Source organism: Burkholderia sp. LK4, assembly GCF_001043615.1.
Lineage (GTDB): Bacteria > Pseudomonadota > Gammaproteobacteria > Burkholderiales > Burkholderiaceae > Burkholderia > Burkholderia cepacia.
On record NZ_LDUL01000072.1, the window covers coordinates 1 to 14,644 of the forward strand.

The 14,644-nt window shown below is 58.2% G+C and carries 10 protein-coding genes, 1 tRNA gene and 3 pseudogenes; 7 read left to right on the forward strand and 7 right to left on the reverse strand.

The window, feature by feature from the left end; genetic code table 11:
- Together VK92_RS40920 and VK92_RS31065 are read left to right on the forward strand one after the other, a co-directional pair.
- Positions 1-1,462, forward strand: a 1,462-nt coding sequence (locus tag VK92_RS40920) for a thioesterase domain-containing protein (protein WP_131723302.1), incomplete at its 5' end; no start/stop codon positions are given.
- A gap of 202 nt (positions 1,463-1,664) precedes the next feature.
- A complete protein-coding gene (locus VK92_RS31065; protein ID WP_048025590.1) occupies positions 1,665-2,387 on the forward strand; it encodes a winged helix-turn-helix domain-containing protein in 723 nt (240 codons plus the stop codon).
- 174 nt (positions 2,388-2,561) lie between these two features.
- Here the strand turns inward: VK92_RS31065 and VK92_RS31070 are convergent, their stop codons facing one another.
- From VK92_RS31070 to VK92_RS31080, 3 genes and pseudogenes are all read right to left on the reverse strand, one after another.
- Positions 2,562-4,058: a UvrD-helicase domain-containing protein gene (locus VK92_RS31070; RefSeq protein WP_048025592.1), complete on the reverse strand. Its 1,497-nt coding sequence runs from the start codon at positions 4,056-4,058 to the stop codon at positions 2,562-2,564.
- Positions 4,059-4,316: 258 nt separating this feature from the next.
- Positions 4,317-5,460 (reverse strand): annotated as a pseudogene (locus VK92_RS31075) (IS256 family transposase).
- A gap of 13 nt (positions 5,461-5,473) precedes the next feature.
- Positions 5,474-6,361: pseudogene (locus tag VK92_RS31080) on the reverse strand (IS3-like element ISBcen6 family transposase); the annotation flags it as partial.
- A gap of 74 nt (positions 6,362-6,435) precedes the next feature.
- On the opposite strand from VK92_RS31080, the gene VK92_RS31085 reads away from it, so the two are divergent.
- Positions 6,436-7,485, forward strand: a complete 1,050-nt coding sequence (locus VK92_RS31085) for an IS110 family transposase (RefSeq protein WP_048025588.1) — start codon at positions 6,436-6,438, stop codon at positions 7,483-7,485.
- 209 nt (positions 7,486-7,694) lie between these two features.
- Here the strand turns inward: VK92_RS31085 and VK92_RS31090 are convergent.
- Positions 7,695-8,048 (reverse strand): annotated as a pseudogene (locus tag VK92_RS31090) (transposase); the annotation flags it as partial.
- Between the two features lie 571 nt (positions 8,049-8,619).
- Between VK92_RS31090 and VK92_RS31095 the strand changes: the two are divergent.
- Entirely contained in the window at positions 8,620-9,678 is a 1,059-nt protein-coding gene (locus VK92_RS31095) for an IS110 family transposase (RefSeq protein WP_048025586.1), read from the forward strand.
- Positions 9,679-10,671: 993 nt separating this feature from the next.
- On the opposite strand, the gene VK92_RS31100 is transcribed toward VK92_RS31095, so the two are convergent.
- On the reverse strand, positions 10,672-11,013 hold the full coding sequence (locus tag VK92_RS31100; protein ID WP_048025585.1) for a helix-turn-helix domain-containing protein: 342 nt from the start codon (positions 11,011-11,013) through the stop codon (positions 10,672-10,674).
- Between the two features lie 142 nt (positions 11,014-11,155).
- On the opposite strand from VK92_RS31100, the gene VK92_RS31105 reads away from it, so the two are divergent.
- Both VK92_RS31105 and VK92_RS31110 read left to right on the forward strand, forming a co-directional pair.
- Entirely contained in the window at positions 11,156-11,530 is a 375-nt protein-coding gene (locus tag VK92_RS31105) for a hypothetical protein (RefSeq protein ID WP_048025584.1), read from the forward strand.
- Positions 11,531-11,652: 122 nt separating this feature from the next.
- A complete protein-coding gene (locus VK92_RS31110; RefSeq protein ID WP_048025583.1) occupies positions 11,653-12,138 on the forward strand; it encodes a hypothetical protein in 486 nt (161 codons plus the stop codon).
- A gap of 226 nt (positions 12,139-12,364) precedes the next feature.
- Here the strand turns inward: VK92_RS31110 and VK92_RS31115 are convergent.
- Positions 12,365-12,441: transfer RNA gene (locus tag VK92_RS31115), tRNA-Pro, on the reverse strand.
- Between the two features lie 160 nt (positions 12,442-12,601).
- Complete coding sequence (locus tag VK92_RS31120) at positions 12,602-13,315, reverse strand: class I SAM-dependent methyltransferase (protein WP_048025582.1); 714 nt, start codon at positions 13,313-13,315, stop codon at positions 12,602-12,604.
- A gap of 446 nt (positions 13,316-13,761) precedes the next feature.
- Between VK92_RS31120 and VK92_RS31125 the strand changes: the two genes are divergently transcribed.
- Complete coding sequence (locus VK92_RS31125; RefSeq protein ID WP_231616485.1) at positions 13,762-14,529, forward strand: tyrosine-protein phosphatase; 768 nt, start codon at positions 13,762-13,764, stop codon at positions 14,527-14,529.
- Positions 14,530-14,644: the final 115 nt, after the last annotated feature.

Consider the following 14,644-nt stretch of genomic DNA (forward strand, 5'->3'; position numbering starts at 1 on the left):
TGAGGCAGAAGAACGGACAAACTACCCCCTTTACTATTCTGTTGATGATCTCGGATCTCTCGGCTTCACACTGATTGCACAAGCTTGTCGATCGATCGGCGCAGATCGAACAATGAACCTAATGCAGGAAGCCTTGAGACTGGTTGCCAACGCATCGAGCATTAATCAGCCGGCAAAATTGATATCTGAGAACATAGTGCTTCCGGAAAGCACTATCGCATCGAACCTAATGCAGCCCTATGATGACGGCTACCTGGTCGTCAGCGAAAAACCGCCACAGACTCGCGATTTCGGGTCGAACACGTATTCGGCACCCTTAAATAACACCGAAGAATTCCTAGCATCAATCGCAGCAGATGTGTTTTCCACCGACAATGTCGGACGACACGACAATTTATTTTCGCATGGAGCCGACTCACTAAGCATCATTCGATTTATTTCTCGCATTCGAAAATTCAGCGGCGCGGCCCTTCCATTGCAACTGGTATTCGATCATCCATATATTTCCGAACTGGCATCTCACATTGAACAACGCATCGGGGAAATTAAAAACCCCAAACCTAACGATGCACACAAATTGTCGGAAAGTGGCAAGCCGACAATTCGATCACTCGATGCCTCCCCATTCAATTCTGTCATATCAATACAGCGAGGATTGAATCCTGAAAAGTCGATATTCTGCATTCCAGGAGCGGGGGCGAACGTCGCGTGCTTCGTTCCGTTGGCTACTGAGCTCGGATCAGAATTTACGATATATGGACTACAACCTCGAGGCCTCGACGGCGAACTTGCACCATTCGAAACCGTACAATCCGCGGCAGATCACCACGCCAAAGCAATACAAATAGCGGCGCCACGGGGGCGAATCGCCTTGATCGGACATTCGTTTGGAGGATGGATAGCTGTTGAGATACAACGCTTGCTGATCGCAGCCGGACGGGAAATCGAACCATTAATCCTCTTGGACTCCAGCAGCCCCGAGAGTGATTACGCATGGCACCACAAATCTGAAGCATCAATCACAATTAAGCTGATTTCGATTCTCGAGAAAATGTCTGAAATCAACTCCCGAATCACCTTCGATTTGCTTGAAAACTTAGATAGCGCCGAACAGGCTACGCTCTTGCATGAATTCATGACCAGTGCAAAATTGCTCCCCCAACGATCTCCGCTTGAGGTTTCTGAAAACTTACTCAATGTCTTCCACGCAAATATCTCGACAAGATACTTCAACACTGAGAAGCTCAACGGTGACGTGGTGGTTGTTTTCGCGATTGACGACGCAGAAGCACGACCCATGAGTGGTTGGATCGATCATATTGAGCACGTCAAGTTTGCATCATCTCATGGAAACCACATGAGTTTGTTACGCTATCCGCACGCAGCTAGCCTAGCCAACACGATCAAACGATCCTGGAGAAACATCCCAGATTTTCGTCCAACCGAAAAATCTAGATTGTAAATTTCCGTGGGAGGCGAAGGGCTGATTTACTTGACAATGTCAAACGCAAGTCACGTCACTCACCCCGACGCCTCTCGAAAACACGTCTAACCATGTGCAACGATCACATGTTATTTCAATTGAAATTAAATTTAATTAATCTTACCAAAAAATCCATTTATATCAAATAATACGATTAACTTAACCGAAATTAAACGAAACCATGATCAAACACTCACACAAATATCTTGCATTATTAATTAATGACGACGATCGACTAGGGAAATTGACAAAAGAATATCTGAGTCACAATGAATTTAATGTCGTCGCAACTAGATGGCATGAGCGAATCGCTTCCTTAGTACACGAGCACCAGCCTTCGTTGGTGATTATTGACATGATAGCTCGGCAGTTCAATGAGAGGGAAATGTGTCAACGCATTCGCGGCATCTCAAGCGCACCTATACTGGTTCTAGATACCGACATGAGCTTCCACAGTCGGGGCTTCGAACCGAATACTGATGCGAACCAAGGCGAAGCAATACGGGTCACTCCACGTGCATTGCTTACAAGCGCGCAAGCGTTACTAAGCAGACAGCCGGTCATGCGCATCCCAAACCTAAACGGTGATTGGAACACGCTCGTATTTGGCAAACTAGCGATCTCACCATCAAACCGATCGGTCACATGGCGCGGCGAGGTGGTCGACTTGGAGATCGCGGAATTCAACTTGCTGCTCGTCCTCGCACGCTCCGCAGGCATCATACTGCGTCGCGACGAAATTCTGAAGAAGTTGAACAACATGAAATTCAACGGAATGGCAAACGCCGTAGATGTAGGAATTTCGAAGCTACGGCGATACTTCGAAGACACATCGCCTGAACCAGACAAGATCAGGACCATATGGGGATACGGCTATCAGTTCAGCCCATCCTCGTGGGATTGAGCCTGCGTCAAGTCACGTCCATCGACTCACGCAGCCAGCAATATGTGTCGACTGCCGACAGATGCAACGCGCTTCTCCCGCACTGTAAGAGCACAATGCGACACGCACGCGCACACTGACCGATGCACCCGCGATGACGATAAAGCTTGAGTGGGGTCGCGATGCCCCCGTTGTTCAAACGCTACCGGTCGTGCCCCTGACGTAGCGCGGTGGCTGTGTAATTAAGCGCACGAGTTCGTCCCGTAGCGCCGAAACATCAAGGAGATGTTGTGCTCGCGTCAGCGCAACGTAGAGCAGACGCTTTTCGTCGTCATCCAGAGCCAACCGGCCGTCAACCATTTGAAAACGGAAGTCGTTCGCGACCCTGACACGCTTCCATTCGAGTCCTTTTGCCCGGTGTATGGTGGAAACAACATAGTCTGCAGTTGTCTCGGGTGCAATCCGCTGTGCAAGAGCGCGAAGATAGTCAGTGCCGTGCTGGTCGACGATTTGAACAATCGGCAGCAGGTCGCTCCCCACCACACTCCGGGCGAATGACTGAACATCTTTCCACGTCTCGAAAAGCGAAAACACTGCCGGACGGAATACACGCCTGCCGGCGAGAAGTTGATCTGCCCCGTTCGCGTATGCCTCGATTTCCGCGGAGCTCATTCGAATCGAGGGCGTGTGGCCGGATTCAAGTCCGGCGGCAAATTGCCAGATTGCAGTGACGTTCTTGCGACATAGCACGGCATCGACTGGTGGGTTGATGCGCGGATCCTCAACCAGGATCGAGCCAATAGAGTCCTGACCTCGAAGTGGCGTATGCTCGCCGAGCAATTGAAGCGTCCGGCTAGCTAATGTCGCCAACGTCCGGCCAAAGCGAAACGATTCGGTTAGCGCATACTCCGGGGCATCAATTTGAGTCATCGCATTGATTGCACCACGCCATTCGTAAATTTGCTGGTGTGGATCGCCGACGTAGACAATCTGTGCGTGACGCTGGCGCTCAAGGATGGAGAGCATTACTCCGTCGCTATCCTGCGCCTCATCAAACAGAATAAAATCCGCGTCGATGTGTGGTTCGGCTTGCGCCCAAACTTTCAGAAGGACGTCCGGTGGAACGGCGCTGCGCGCCTTGGGATCAATGCTTTCTCCCCACAGGCGAACGACATAAGGCAATAGCCATTCACGTATCGCGCCGGCCGCATCGTCCGAGATCTTCTCATCGACAGGAATGTGCGTGGTCTCGGGTCGAGCTTGGGCCGAGCGACAGAATCTGCCGAGGCCGTCAGTAATCATCTGGCCGATCTCGAATGGCAAAAGCTCGACGGGTTTCTCCAACACACTCGATACCCGCACCGGGCCGAGTCGATAACGGTTAGCCAGTTCATGAGGCGGCTCCGTTTGAAAACGCATACGATTACGTAGCGCCGAAGGAACCGACGCATATGCTCGGGAATGCACCGTCCCCGATTTGACATGGGAAGGGAATTTCCGCTGTGCTTGATTGGCGATTTCTCTGTTGAACGCCAGATAGACGCCACTCCTTTCCGCAAACCGATCAGCGACCAGTCGCAAAGTCGACGTTTTACCGGCACCCGCAAAAGCTTTGATTTTCAAGTTGCCACCTTGAGCAGCCGCATCGACGATTGCTAGCTGCTCCGCGGTCGGCCTGAACGTACGTGGCATGATGTACAACACAAGACTCGTTGAGCGCGAAGTGTTAGTGTAGCTCGCCAGCGATCACTCAAGTATACGAAGGCCATCGCTTGTAGTCTGGTGTAGCTTAAGCTACCTGGGAGCCGCCATGAGCCTGCGTTAGCTCCGTGCAGACGTCACACGTCACTGCTTGGTTTTCAACGAGCGCCCACGCAACTGCCGCGCCTGCCCACGGTCATTGCCGGAGAGGGGGTGTCAGGATTTCCGTGTTCAAGGCGGGTTGAGTAATTACACGGAAGGCCGGACGAATCGATCTGCGTAAAGGATAGCGAATTGGTTCATGGCCGTCTTCCAGTCATGCGCGGCACTTCCCCAATTCGCGGTGATGTTGCGCAAGGCCAGCCAGATGAGTTTGGTGGCGGCCTCGTCGTTCGGGAAGTGACCTCGGGTCTTGATGATCTTGCGCACACCCGGCGGAAACGCAAAGAACGGGATCACCCGATCCCAGGCGTTGCGCCACGCGCTGCTGACGGTCGGGAATCTCTGGCCCCACGGCCCATCAGCAAACGCATCGAGTGCGGCCTGGGCCGCTTCCGCGCTGGGCGCGGCATAGATCGGTTTGATCGCGGCAGCCATCCCCCGGCGATCCTTCCAACTGGCGTATCGAGGCTGTTGCGGAGGAGGTGGACGATGCAGGTCTGCAGCATGGTGGCCGGGAACACGGCAGCAGCGCTTCGGGCATGCCCTTGAGCCCGTCGGTGACGGCAATCAGGATGTCGTGAACGCCGCGCGTCTTCAGATCGTTGAATACCTTCATCCAGAATTTAGCCCCCTCGGTATTCTCGATCCACAGGCCCAGGATCTCCCGCGTGCCGTCGGGCAGCACGCCCAGCGCCAGGTACACCGCCTTGTTGCGCACGACGGCGTCTTCGCGAATCTTGACCCGCAGTGCGTCGAAAAACACGACCGGATACATCGGCTCGAGCGGCCGGGCCTGCCAGGCGGTTACTTCGGCCATGACCTCGTCGGTGACCGAGCTGATGAAGTCGGGCGAGACCTCGGTGCCGTACTGTTCCAGCAAGAAGCCCTGAATCTCGCGTACGGTCATGCCTCGGGCATACATGGCGACGATCTTGTCGTCGAAGCCCGTGAAGCGCCGTTCGTGCTTGGGAATCAGGATAGGTTCGAAGCTGCCATCGCGGTCACGCGGCACCTCGATACGGATCGGACCGTCTTCGGTCAGAACCGTCTTGGCCCCTTTGCCGTTGCGCTGATTCGTGGCGTTGGCCGGCTTGGCAGCACCGGGAGGGTAGCCGAGATGATGATTCATCTCGCCGCCCAGTGCCCGTTCGATCAGCGCCTTCTTGAGCGCCAGCGTCGCGGCGTTGATGGCTTCGGCCGTCATCGGACCGTTTGGAGTTGACCCTGCAATCCCGGACACAGCTTCACACTAAGGTTGCTGAGTCCATCGAGCGCCGGAACTCGCGAGGCGAGCGGTATTTCAGCGCGCTATGGGGATGCTTCTCGTTGTAATGCTCGAACGCAATGGCCAGGTTGCGTGCAGCGGTCGCCGCATCCGGCTTCGGCATGAAGGCGACGTAGTCGCGTTTCATCGTCTTCACGAAGCTCTCGGCCATCCCGTTACTTTGCGGGCTGCATACCGGCGTGGTCAATGGCTTCAGGCCGATGGCCACTGCGAACCGACGCGTGTCGTCGGCCGTGTAGCCCGAACCGTTGTCGCTCAGCCACTCGATTTCGGACGGCGTATGCAACTCGTTGCCAAACCGATTTTCCACTGCAGCCAGCATCACGTCGCGCACGATGTCGCCGCTGTGGCCTGCCGTCGTAGCCGCCCAGCTCATTGCCTCACGGTCACAGCAATCCAGCGCGAACGTTACGCGCAGCGGCTCGCCGTTGTCGCAGCGGAACTCGAAGCCGTCCGAGCACCATCGCTGATTGCTGTGCGCTACGGCCACCTTGCCGTCGTGTCGACGTTGAGGGCGAGGCGGAATCGGCCGACGCTGCATCAGCAACCCGTGCGTGCGCATGACGCGATAGATTCGCTTGGCATTGAACGGCGCCAGTCCGACTGCAACGCGCTCGTTGCGCAAGATGCCCCAAACCCGGCGATAGCCATAGCTGGGCAAATCGCCAATGACCCGGCGGATCTCCTCGACCGCGGCCGCGTCGTCAGTCTGCCTCGATTGACGGCCATCGCGCCACGTCGCCGGACGCGACAGCCGTGCCGATACGTTCGAGCGCGACACGCCGAGAACTTCACAAACCAGTTTCACTGGTCGTCCTCCGGCAGCGAGGGCGAGTGCGCTATCCATTAATAGGATGGTCCGCCCCTCCCGTAATCGCGTAATCTGGGCCGACGCCTGTTTCCGTCCCTCGGAGGTGTGCCATGAGCCAGCAATGCTCTACTGCGATCGCCCGCATGGGCATCGATATCGGGAAGTCCGTGTTCCACGTCGTCGGACTCGACGCCAAGGGCAAACCGGTGTTCCGGTACCGATTTACGCGTGAGCGGCTGCTCGAGTTCCTGGCGCGTGCATCCCCAACGATCATCGGGATGGAGGCATGCCCCGGTAGCAACTGGCTCGCTCGCAAAGCGATTGGTCAGGGACATCAGGTTCGCATCGTTCCCGCACAGTTCGTCAAACCGTTTGTTAAGTCAAACAAGACCGATATCGTCGACGCAGAGGCTATTGCCGAGGCGATTTCTCGTCCCACCATGCGCTTCACGCAGCCGAAGACAGAAGCACAACTCGATCTGCAGGCACTACATCGAGTTCGGCAAAGACTGGTTTCCAGCAAGACAGCCATCGTCAATCAGGCTCGTGCATTTTTGCTCGAGTACGGCCTCACTATCGGAGCCGGCCCCGCATACTTCGTTCGCGATATGCCAAGCATCCTCGCCGACGACGGCAACGGTCTAACGCCTGCGATGCGCGATCTGTTGCAGGAGCAGTGGCAGGAATACCGCTCCATTGAGGCACGCCTTTTGCAATTACGCCGCCAGATCGAAGCAATCGCAGGGGCCGACGATGTTGCCACACGACTGATCTCGGTACCGGGTATCGCGCATCTGACCGCAACCGCGATTACTGCCTTCGCAGGTACCGGTACGCAGTTCAAATCCGGCCGCCATTTCGCTGCCTGGCTAGGCCTCGTTCCCGGTGAATTCTCCACCGGAGGCAAGCAGCACTTGCTCGGGATCACCAAGCGAGGCAATCCATATCTGCGCAAGCTGTTGATTCACGGTGCCCGAGCGTGCGTGCTGCACCTCGATCGGACCAAGGATTATCTCGGGCTCTGGATCTCGGAGATGGAGGCGAAGGGCATACACCGCAACAAGGTCATCGTCGCACTGGCCAACAAGCTCGCGCGTATCGCGTGGACCATTCTCACGCGACGAGGAACGTTTTATCTTCGGCAGCCGCAAGCACAGTAGGCTGCCGATCACCCGTCAAGGTTTGCAGACGTGCAATTGATGACGAAACAGCGCACCGGCGTTCGGTAAGCCCGGGACAAAAAAACGGCCTTCGAGGTCAGTCCACTTATTGGGAACCGAGCGCGCATATCCCATCATGGCCTTGCCGCCAAAAGCGGCTGACTCGCGAGAGGCCGGATACATTTACGCAAACTGTCTCGTCGGAGAACGCCCGCTTGCAAAGCCGGGGCGGACCATACATTTTTTGCCCGACCATACTCGACTGCTTCGCGCAGAATCTCGTTCTCCATGGTCTTCTTGCCGAGCATCCGTTGCAGCTCGCGAATCTGCTTGAGCGCATCGGCCAGTTCCGACGCTGGAACCACTTCTTCGCCAGCCTTGACCGCTGACAGACTCCCGTCCTGGTACAGCTTGCGCCAGTGGAACAACTGGTTCGGGTTCACTCCATGCTGGCGTGCGACCATCGAAACCGATTTTCCCGGCTCGAAGCTCTCTCGCACCATCGCCAGCTTTTGTTCCGCCGTCCAGCGCCGCCGACGCTCCGGGCCCGTCAACACATCCATCACTTCCTGCCTGGTGTTAGTCAAAAACACAGTCCTATGCCTACCCGTTAGTTTAAGCGGGAGACTGTGTCCGGAGATTCAGGGGGCTGCTCCACCGTTGCCGAACTGCTCGAGCAACTCGGCCGGAATCGTCGGCAGAGCCGCCGGCTGGGCTTTCGGTTTGCGAGGCATAAACTCTCCTTGGGAGCATGTTATGCCTTAAACACAAAATTCCTGACAGGCCCATCATCGATGGTCTTGCACAACGATGAATTTTCCTACGACAGGTGGTCGACGGATTGCCATGACGAGGCTCGCGTCGTTCGCAATTTTTTTCGTTTCCTTCAATTCATCTTGTTGCGCGAGACAGGCCATTTTCCTGCGCGTATGAACGTGACTTTTTTACGGTCACGGCTCCGTTTTTCTGCACGACCACCGCTCGCTACGCTCCGCAATTGACGAATAGCAAGAATAAAAACAAAAGAACAAGGAAGCGAATATCAGGGACTTTCGGCCTGCGGCGCACCACCAGCGCACGCGACGGCCCATGTCGCACAATGTGCCGTCTTCTCTCGAATGACGAGGTGAGCTCATGAACAGTCCCTTCACGATCGGTATTGATCTGGCCAAGGAAGTCTTCGCGATCTGCGTGCTCGACGAACGCGGCGCGGTCCGCGAGCGGCGCGTACTGCGGCGGGCCGCCTTCGAACGCTGGGCGGCCCAGCCCCCCGATGGCATCATCGCCATGGAGTCCTGCAGTTCCGCCCATCACTGGGACCGCTGGTTCTCAGCCCGCGGTCATGCCGTCCGCCTGATCGCCCCGGAATTCGTCACCCCGTTCCGCAAAGGTGGCAAGAACGACGACGCGGATGCCGAGGCCATCGCGGTTGCTGCCCGTCAACCCACGATGCGATTTGTGACCGTCAAGACCGTCGAACAGCAAGCCATCCTGAGCTGGCACCGGGCCCGCCAGGGATGGATTGAAGAGCGCACCGCCCTGATCAACCGCCTGCGGGGCCTGCTCGCCGAGTTCGGTATCGTGCTGGGCCGCTCCCGCTCAACGTTGCGCACCGCGCTGCCCCGCCTCACCGAGGACGCACGACTGCCCGTGCAGGTCCGAGCGCTGCTGCTGGAAGCGCGCGAGCAGTTCACCGCGCTCGAAGTCCGCGTGGCGCGCTGCGACGCCGAGATTGCTGCACATCTGCTCGACAATGCCCCGGCCCAACGCCTTCGCGTCCTCCTCGGCATCGGGCCGCTTACCGCCAGCGCGCTCGTCGCCACGGTCTCCAATGCGTCCAGTTTCAAGAATGGCCGACAGTTCGGCGCCTGGCTCGGCCTGACGCCGCAGCAGCACAGTTCCGGTGGCAAGGCCCAGCTGGGCAAGGCGACCCAGCACGGCGACGGCTACCTGCGCGGTCTGCTGGTGCAAGGCGCGCGCAGTGCCCTGCAGTCGGCCCTGCGCTGCCTGCCCGAGCGCCTCTCCCGCCTCGGGCGCTGGATCGTCGAGCTGTTTCACCGCAAGGGCTATCACAAAACGCTCGTCGCGATCGCCAACAAACACGCCCGCATGCTATGGGCGATGCCGGCCCACGACGAAACCTACGATCCGCTGGCCTGGCAGCGCTATCGCGCGCCGGCGGCGACCGTGTAGTACCGCGTAGTTCCTTCCTCTTGCTGCACCGTGCGATAGACATGAGGTCAGACCGAACTGGAGCAAACCCCGACTATCCTGCTGGCCAGCCCCACGCGCAGCGGTTGATCGCCGCCGCGCAGGCTGCGTCTCGAAGTGAATTGGGTGCTTCCGGGCGGCTTCGATATGATGGTCCGTGCCGGCAGTTCTGGCGCAACAAGGCCGGTTACAGGAATGCAGTCTGCAACCTCTACGGCTGAGCACAAACGCAGCGACTACCGTCTCACGACAAAGGGCGAACCACACAGAGATCGAACATCAGGTCGTACACCGTGCCGAGCAAACGTGCAGCGCAGAGGCCCACTCCTTCGCGCACATCCCGCTTGCGTCCGAAAACACATCGCAAGTAGAACTGTGCAAATGCGATGCAATCACGCAGCACAGGAAATCGCGTCAAAAAAATGCATCGTGCATGCAACAACGATGGCGCACATGATTCAACAAGCGTGGGCCGCCATCGCAAACCTAGCGTGTGATCCACGCACATCAGAAACACATCCGGCGAAGAACATCACCGGCCCACAAACCCATTGACACACAGCGAAAGTCCTTACAGCAGGATAGGCTTGCGCCGGTTTTGGGCGCCATGCACATCTGAGCTGCGCGAAACAAAAGTTCGAGCGATGGAAAGCCGCTTCTCGACCTGTGGAAGTTCGGCTACTGTCCGGCTGTGCCTCGGCCCTGCAATAGCCCGCATCACCCTCCGACAACATATGTCAATGGTCCGCGGCACACATTAGGAAGTACATCGGGTCAGGGCCATCGCAGGAAATACCGCCACCAACGGCGTCTATATCTAACGAGACCCGTCACCATCGTGGTGTTGCGCGGTTGGGGACGGCTGCGTCGAAGAAGCCGATCGTCGTTCCTCGGCAGGGCCGTTGACGGGACTTCATCTACAGGTCGCGATCGTCAGATCGTACGGTCCGTGAACGTGCCGACTTCTTAGCCGCTCTACGAATCACCGTTCTGTTTCGCACGGTGCGTTGATACACCCATGGTGTCCATAAGCGCCAGCATTGCAATGCGCTGATCTGCGTCGAGGGCCCTGTATTGAGACAAGATCTGCTGTTCCTCGACAGTCGATGCTAGCGTCGCGACCTGCCCAGTAAGCAGGTAGTACACGTCCACGCCGGCAGACGCCAACCCGACGAGGTAATCGGAATTCGGTCGGCGCGTCCCTCGCTCGTAATGAAACTGCGCCTGCTTATGAACCCCACCCAGTTCTGCAAATTCGGGCTGGGTCAAGCGCATGCGCTTGCGTTCCTGCTTGAGGCGTGTCGGGAAATCATCCATTTGTCATGTTTTGTTCGTTGATAATGGTACAAACGAGTACTAATCTCGTTATACCATTTGACTTCTCGATGTTACCGCACGTTGTCGAGCGGGGCCCCACTATGCCTGCTCGCACGAGCGGCGGATCGGTCCGGAGGAAACCATGGCCAACTACATACTCCGCGGCGCGCTACCGGTCGGTGCCCACTTTCGCCATGCACACGCCGAAAACCTCGCCAGCAAGTTGACCGAACAGGTCAATGTCGACGTTTATTTTGCCACCGACACTGTGGCGCACTGTCTAGTCATCTGCCTCACAGGCGGGCTATTGCCGAACGCATGGCTCGCGGTGGAGAAAGTGCTTGCCGACTTTGCGCAGAAACACGCGAACGCCGCTGCAATTTTCACAAGGAATTGGGCCGGCGACGTTTCATTCTTGCCGCTCGGCCTAGACCGGCATATCGACCTCTCTCGAGATTCCATTATCTGGACTCGCACACCGGAGCGCTGCGCGTCGACGGTGCATGGCGACTCCTGACTTTTCTCCCGAACGCCCAGCACGGCAGCACGCCGTCGCATGGTCGCTGGCCGCCTGTCCCACGCCGGAGCATCCGGTCAGCAGCTTGACCTGTCCGGCGAAACATCAGCGGAGTGACGATCATGGAGATCGAAGATGCCCTAGACAAGGGCGAATATGTATTGTGCGGCGCGATGCCAGTGGACGCAGATATGGAGCTCGAGCATCTCGAAAGCGTTCGTCGGCACTTGGGCGGCATTGCAGACATATATTTCGTGCGTGACGATGCGACGAACACGGTCGCGATCCGCGTATCTGGATCCATTTCGCGTGACGATGCGAAAGTGATCGACCGACGGATCCAGAAATTTGCACACGATCATTGCAGCGCCGGCGCCATCCTGTGGCGCGGATGGAACAATTCGTGGAAATGGTGCGTGGTGGGGTTGGCTTGGCAAGCTCAATGCTTGCTGAAGCTTGCAGCAGCTGAGGCGCAGTTCGAGCGCCTTGAGGAAAGGGGCTTCGATTTCATTTTCTGGGTCCATTTGGGTGCGGCCCTCGACAGCGGTCACAATCAACGTGGCAACCCGGTCGGTCGCCTTTCAATTGAGGCAGAAAGGCTGGAGTGACTTGGGACCAGCTTTACGCCAGCGGAAACGTCGACAGTGTTGCGCAAGCTGTGCGGGGTCGGGCGACGTCGCTACAGCCGGAATACCGATCGGCCGTCGCCTCGCTCGGTGGAAGTTCCGTGCCGTTCCCCCGAGAACCACTCAACGCGTGGGGGCAAATGTGGGGGCAAAATCCGCCCCAAATGGAAAAGGACTTACGGCTTTCACCGTAAGTCCTTGATTTTCCTGGTCGGGGCGAGAGGATTTGAACCTCCGACCACCTGCACCCCATGCAGGTACGCTACCAGGCTGCGCTACGCCCCGAAAGAAAAAAATTATAACAGACAGTTATCCGATTTAGAACGGGTCACATGCATTTTGTGAACGTTCTTGTGAAATTTTTTGGCGTGACGCCGCCGATGCAGCCAACGACGTGCATGACATGGCGACCTTCGCACCGGCTGCACGGCCCCGCGCATCGCAGTCAGCGCTTGCGCGCGATACAGATGACCGTCAGGCCGGCGACGCGGTTGAAGCGAAACATCGGCAACTCGATCCGGCAGATCGTCTTGAGCAAGCCGTTGACGAACGGATGGTGACGGCGCAATTGCGACGCCGGCTCGCGCGGATGCCGACGCGCCCGCTCACCCAGCCGCAGCGCTGCCGCAAGCGGAAACGTGAGACCGAAATAATAGGCGCCGTGCTCGACGTCGAGCCCCGCGCGGCGCACCACGTCCTCGAGACTGCCGAGCGTATATCGGCGCTTGTGCTCGAGAAAATCGTCATGGCCGCTCCAGAGGAACTGGAACGCGGGAACCGTGATCAGGAACCGACTTCCGGAGGGCGCGCCCGCCACATAACGTGCGAGTAACCCGACGTCGTCGTCGACATGCTCGAGCACGTCCATCAGCAACACGAGATCGGCATCGAATCGTTCGACGGAACGCCGAAAGTGGATGGGCTTGCCGGCCGCCTCCGCGTCGGTATCGTCGGCGTAGCTCGTATCGACACACCACGCCTCCGACGCCTGCGTACGCTCGAGCAAGTGCTTCGAGAAGAAGCCGGAGCCTGCACCGACATCGAGTATCCGGTTCGCGCCCGATGCACCCAGGAACCGGCGGATCGCACGCGCCTTCGACGCGTAGTACCAGTGATCGCCCACGCCCGCACCCAGTACGTCGACTTCCTTGAGATCCATGACGCTTCCCCGTGATGGCTACTTGTACTTTGGTCGATACAGCCACTGTTGCCGATCTTACCTCGCCGCTGCCACCGATCCTACCCGTCGACGACGCACATCCGCTATCGGTATCCCGCATTCCGCCCTAATCGAAAAGGACGATGGCCGATTCGCCGCAAGTCGCTACCGTGCGCTTACCCGGCGCGAGACCGATGCGCGCGGGCGGTCCGCTCGACTGCATGCCGATCGATCCGGCCTGCCCGGCTTTGCCGCGTCGCGCGCGAGACAAGAGGCGGCGTCGGTCACCACCGCGGTCGCGACCGCTTGCAACCTTCTCCGACAAAGGACTTTGAATGCATCAGAAAAACGAAATTTCCCGTCGACATTTTCTCCGGCTGGGTGCCGGCACGATAGGTGCGGCGCTCGGGAGCGCGTCATTTCTGTCGGCATGCGGAGGCGACTCGATTTCGGTCGCGCCGGTCGCGACGCCGCGGCTGGGTTCCGCTTCGAATTTTCGCGACACGGCCGGGCCGGACGGAACCGGCTATGTAACGACGAGCGGCGCGAAGATGAAGAAAGGCGTGATCTACCGGTCATCCGCGCTCGCGTTGTCCGCCGCCGACATCACCACCGTCGGCACGCTCGACATCAGGCAGGTCTGCGACCTGCGCACGCCCGCCGAGATCAAGACGCAACCGGATGCGCCGCTGGCCGGTGCCACATGGCAAAACCTCAACGTGCTCGGAGCCGCCAGCATCACCCCGATCCCGACGACCGGCGCCACCGCGACAGCGTTCATGTTGAGCATGTATCGTGCGTTCGTCACGTCGGACTCCGCGCATGCCAGCTATCGTGCACTCTTCACCGACTTCGCTGCCTCCGGCGAAAACCTGGTGTTCCACTGCACGGCCGGCAAAGACCGCACCGGCTGGGCCACCGCCATTCTGCACACGATCCTCGGCATCTCCGGGCAGACGATACTCGCCGACTACCTGTTGACCAACGCCTACAGCGCGTCGGAAATCTCTGCGTCGATTGCCCAGGCACAAAAAGCCGGTGGGCAAAATGCGGCAGACATGATGACCGCGCTGCAGGGCGCGCACGCTGACTATCTGCAGGCGGCATTCAATCAGGTCGCCGCGTCGTACGGCTCGATGACGTCGTATATCGCGAACGGCCTGCAACTCGACCAGACGACGTTGAACGCCATCCGGCAGCACATGCTGGTCTGACCCGCGGACCGCTTCGACGGGGCCGGATCGCATCTGCGCTTCGATCGCAGCGGCCGCGGTACCTCGTATCCGGCGGAACCCCACCAGCCAAGGTCTGGGCGGGTTTTCCCGGTCG

What these genes read in the sequence shown, in the direction of transcription:
- VK92_RS31100 (WP_048025585.1), bottom strand. Translation starts at nt 11,013, where the DNA reads ATGGATGATTTCCCGACACGCCTCAAGCAGGAACGCAAGCGCATGCGC.
- VK92_RS31095 (WP_048025586.1), top strand. Translation starts at nt 8,620, where the DNA reads ATGAACAGTCCCTTCACGATCGGTATTGATCTGGCCAAGGAAGTCTTC.
- VK92_RS31070 (WP_048025592.1), bottom strand. Translation starts at nt 4,058, where the DNA reads ATGCCACGTACGTTCAGGCCGACCGCGGAGCAGCTAGCAATCGTCGAT.
- VK92_RS31065 (WP_048025590.1), top strand. Translation starts at nt 1,665, where the DNA reads ATGATCAAACACTCACACAAATATCTTGCATTATTAATTAATGACGAC.
- VK92_RS31105 (WP_048025584.1), top strand. Translation starts at nt 11,156, where the DNA reads ATGGCCAACTACATACTCCGCGGCGCGCTACCGGTCGGTGCCCACTTT.
- VK92_RS31085 (WP_048025588.1), top strand. Translation starts at nt 6,436, where the DNA reads ATGAGCCAGCAATGCTCTACTGCGATCGCCCGCATGGGCATCGATATC.
- VK92_RS31110 (WP_048025583.1), top strand. Translation starts at nt 11,653, where the DNA reads ATGGAGATCGAAGATGCCCTAGACAAGGGCGAATATGTATTGTGCGGC.
- VK92_RS31120 (WP_048025582.1), bottom strand. Translation starts at nt 13,315, where the DNA reads ATGGATCTCAAGGAAGTCGACGTACTGGGTGCGGGCGTGGGCGATCAC.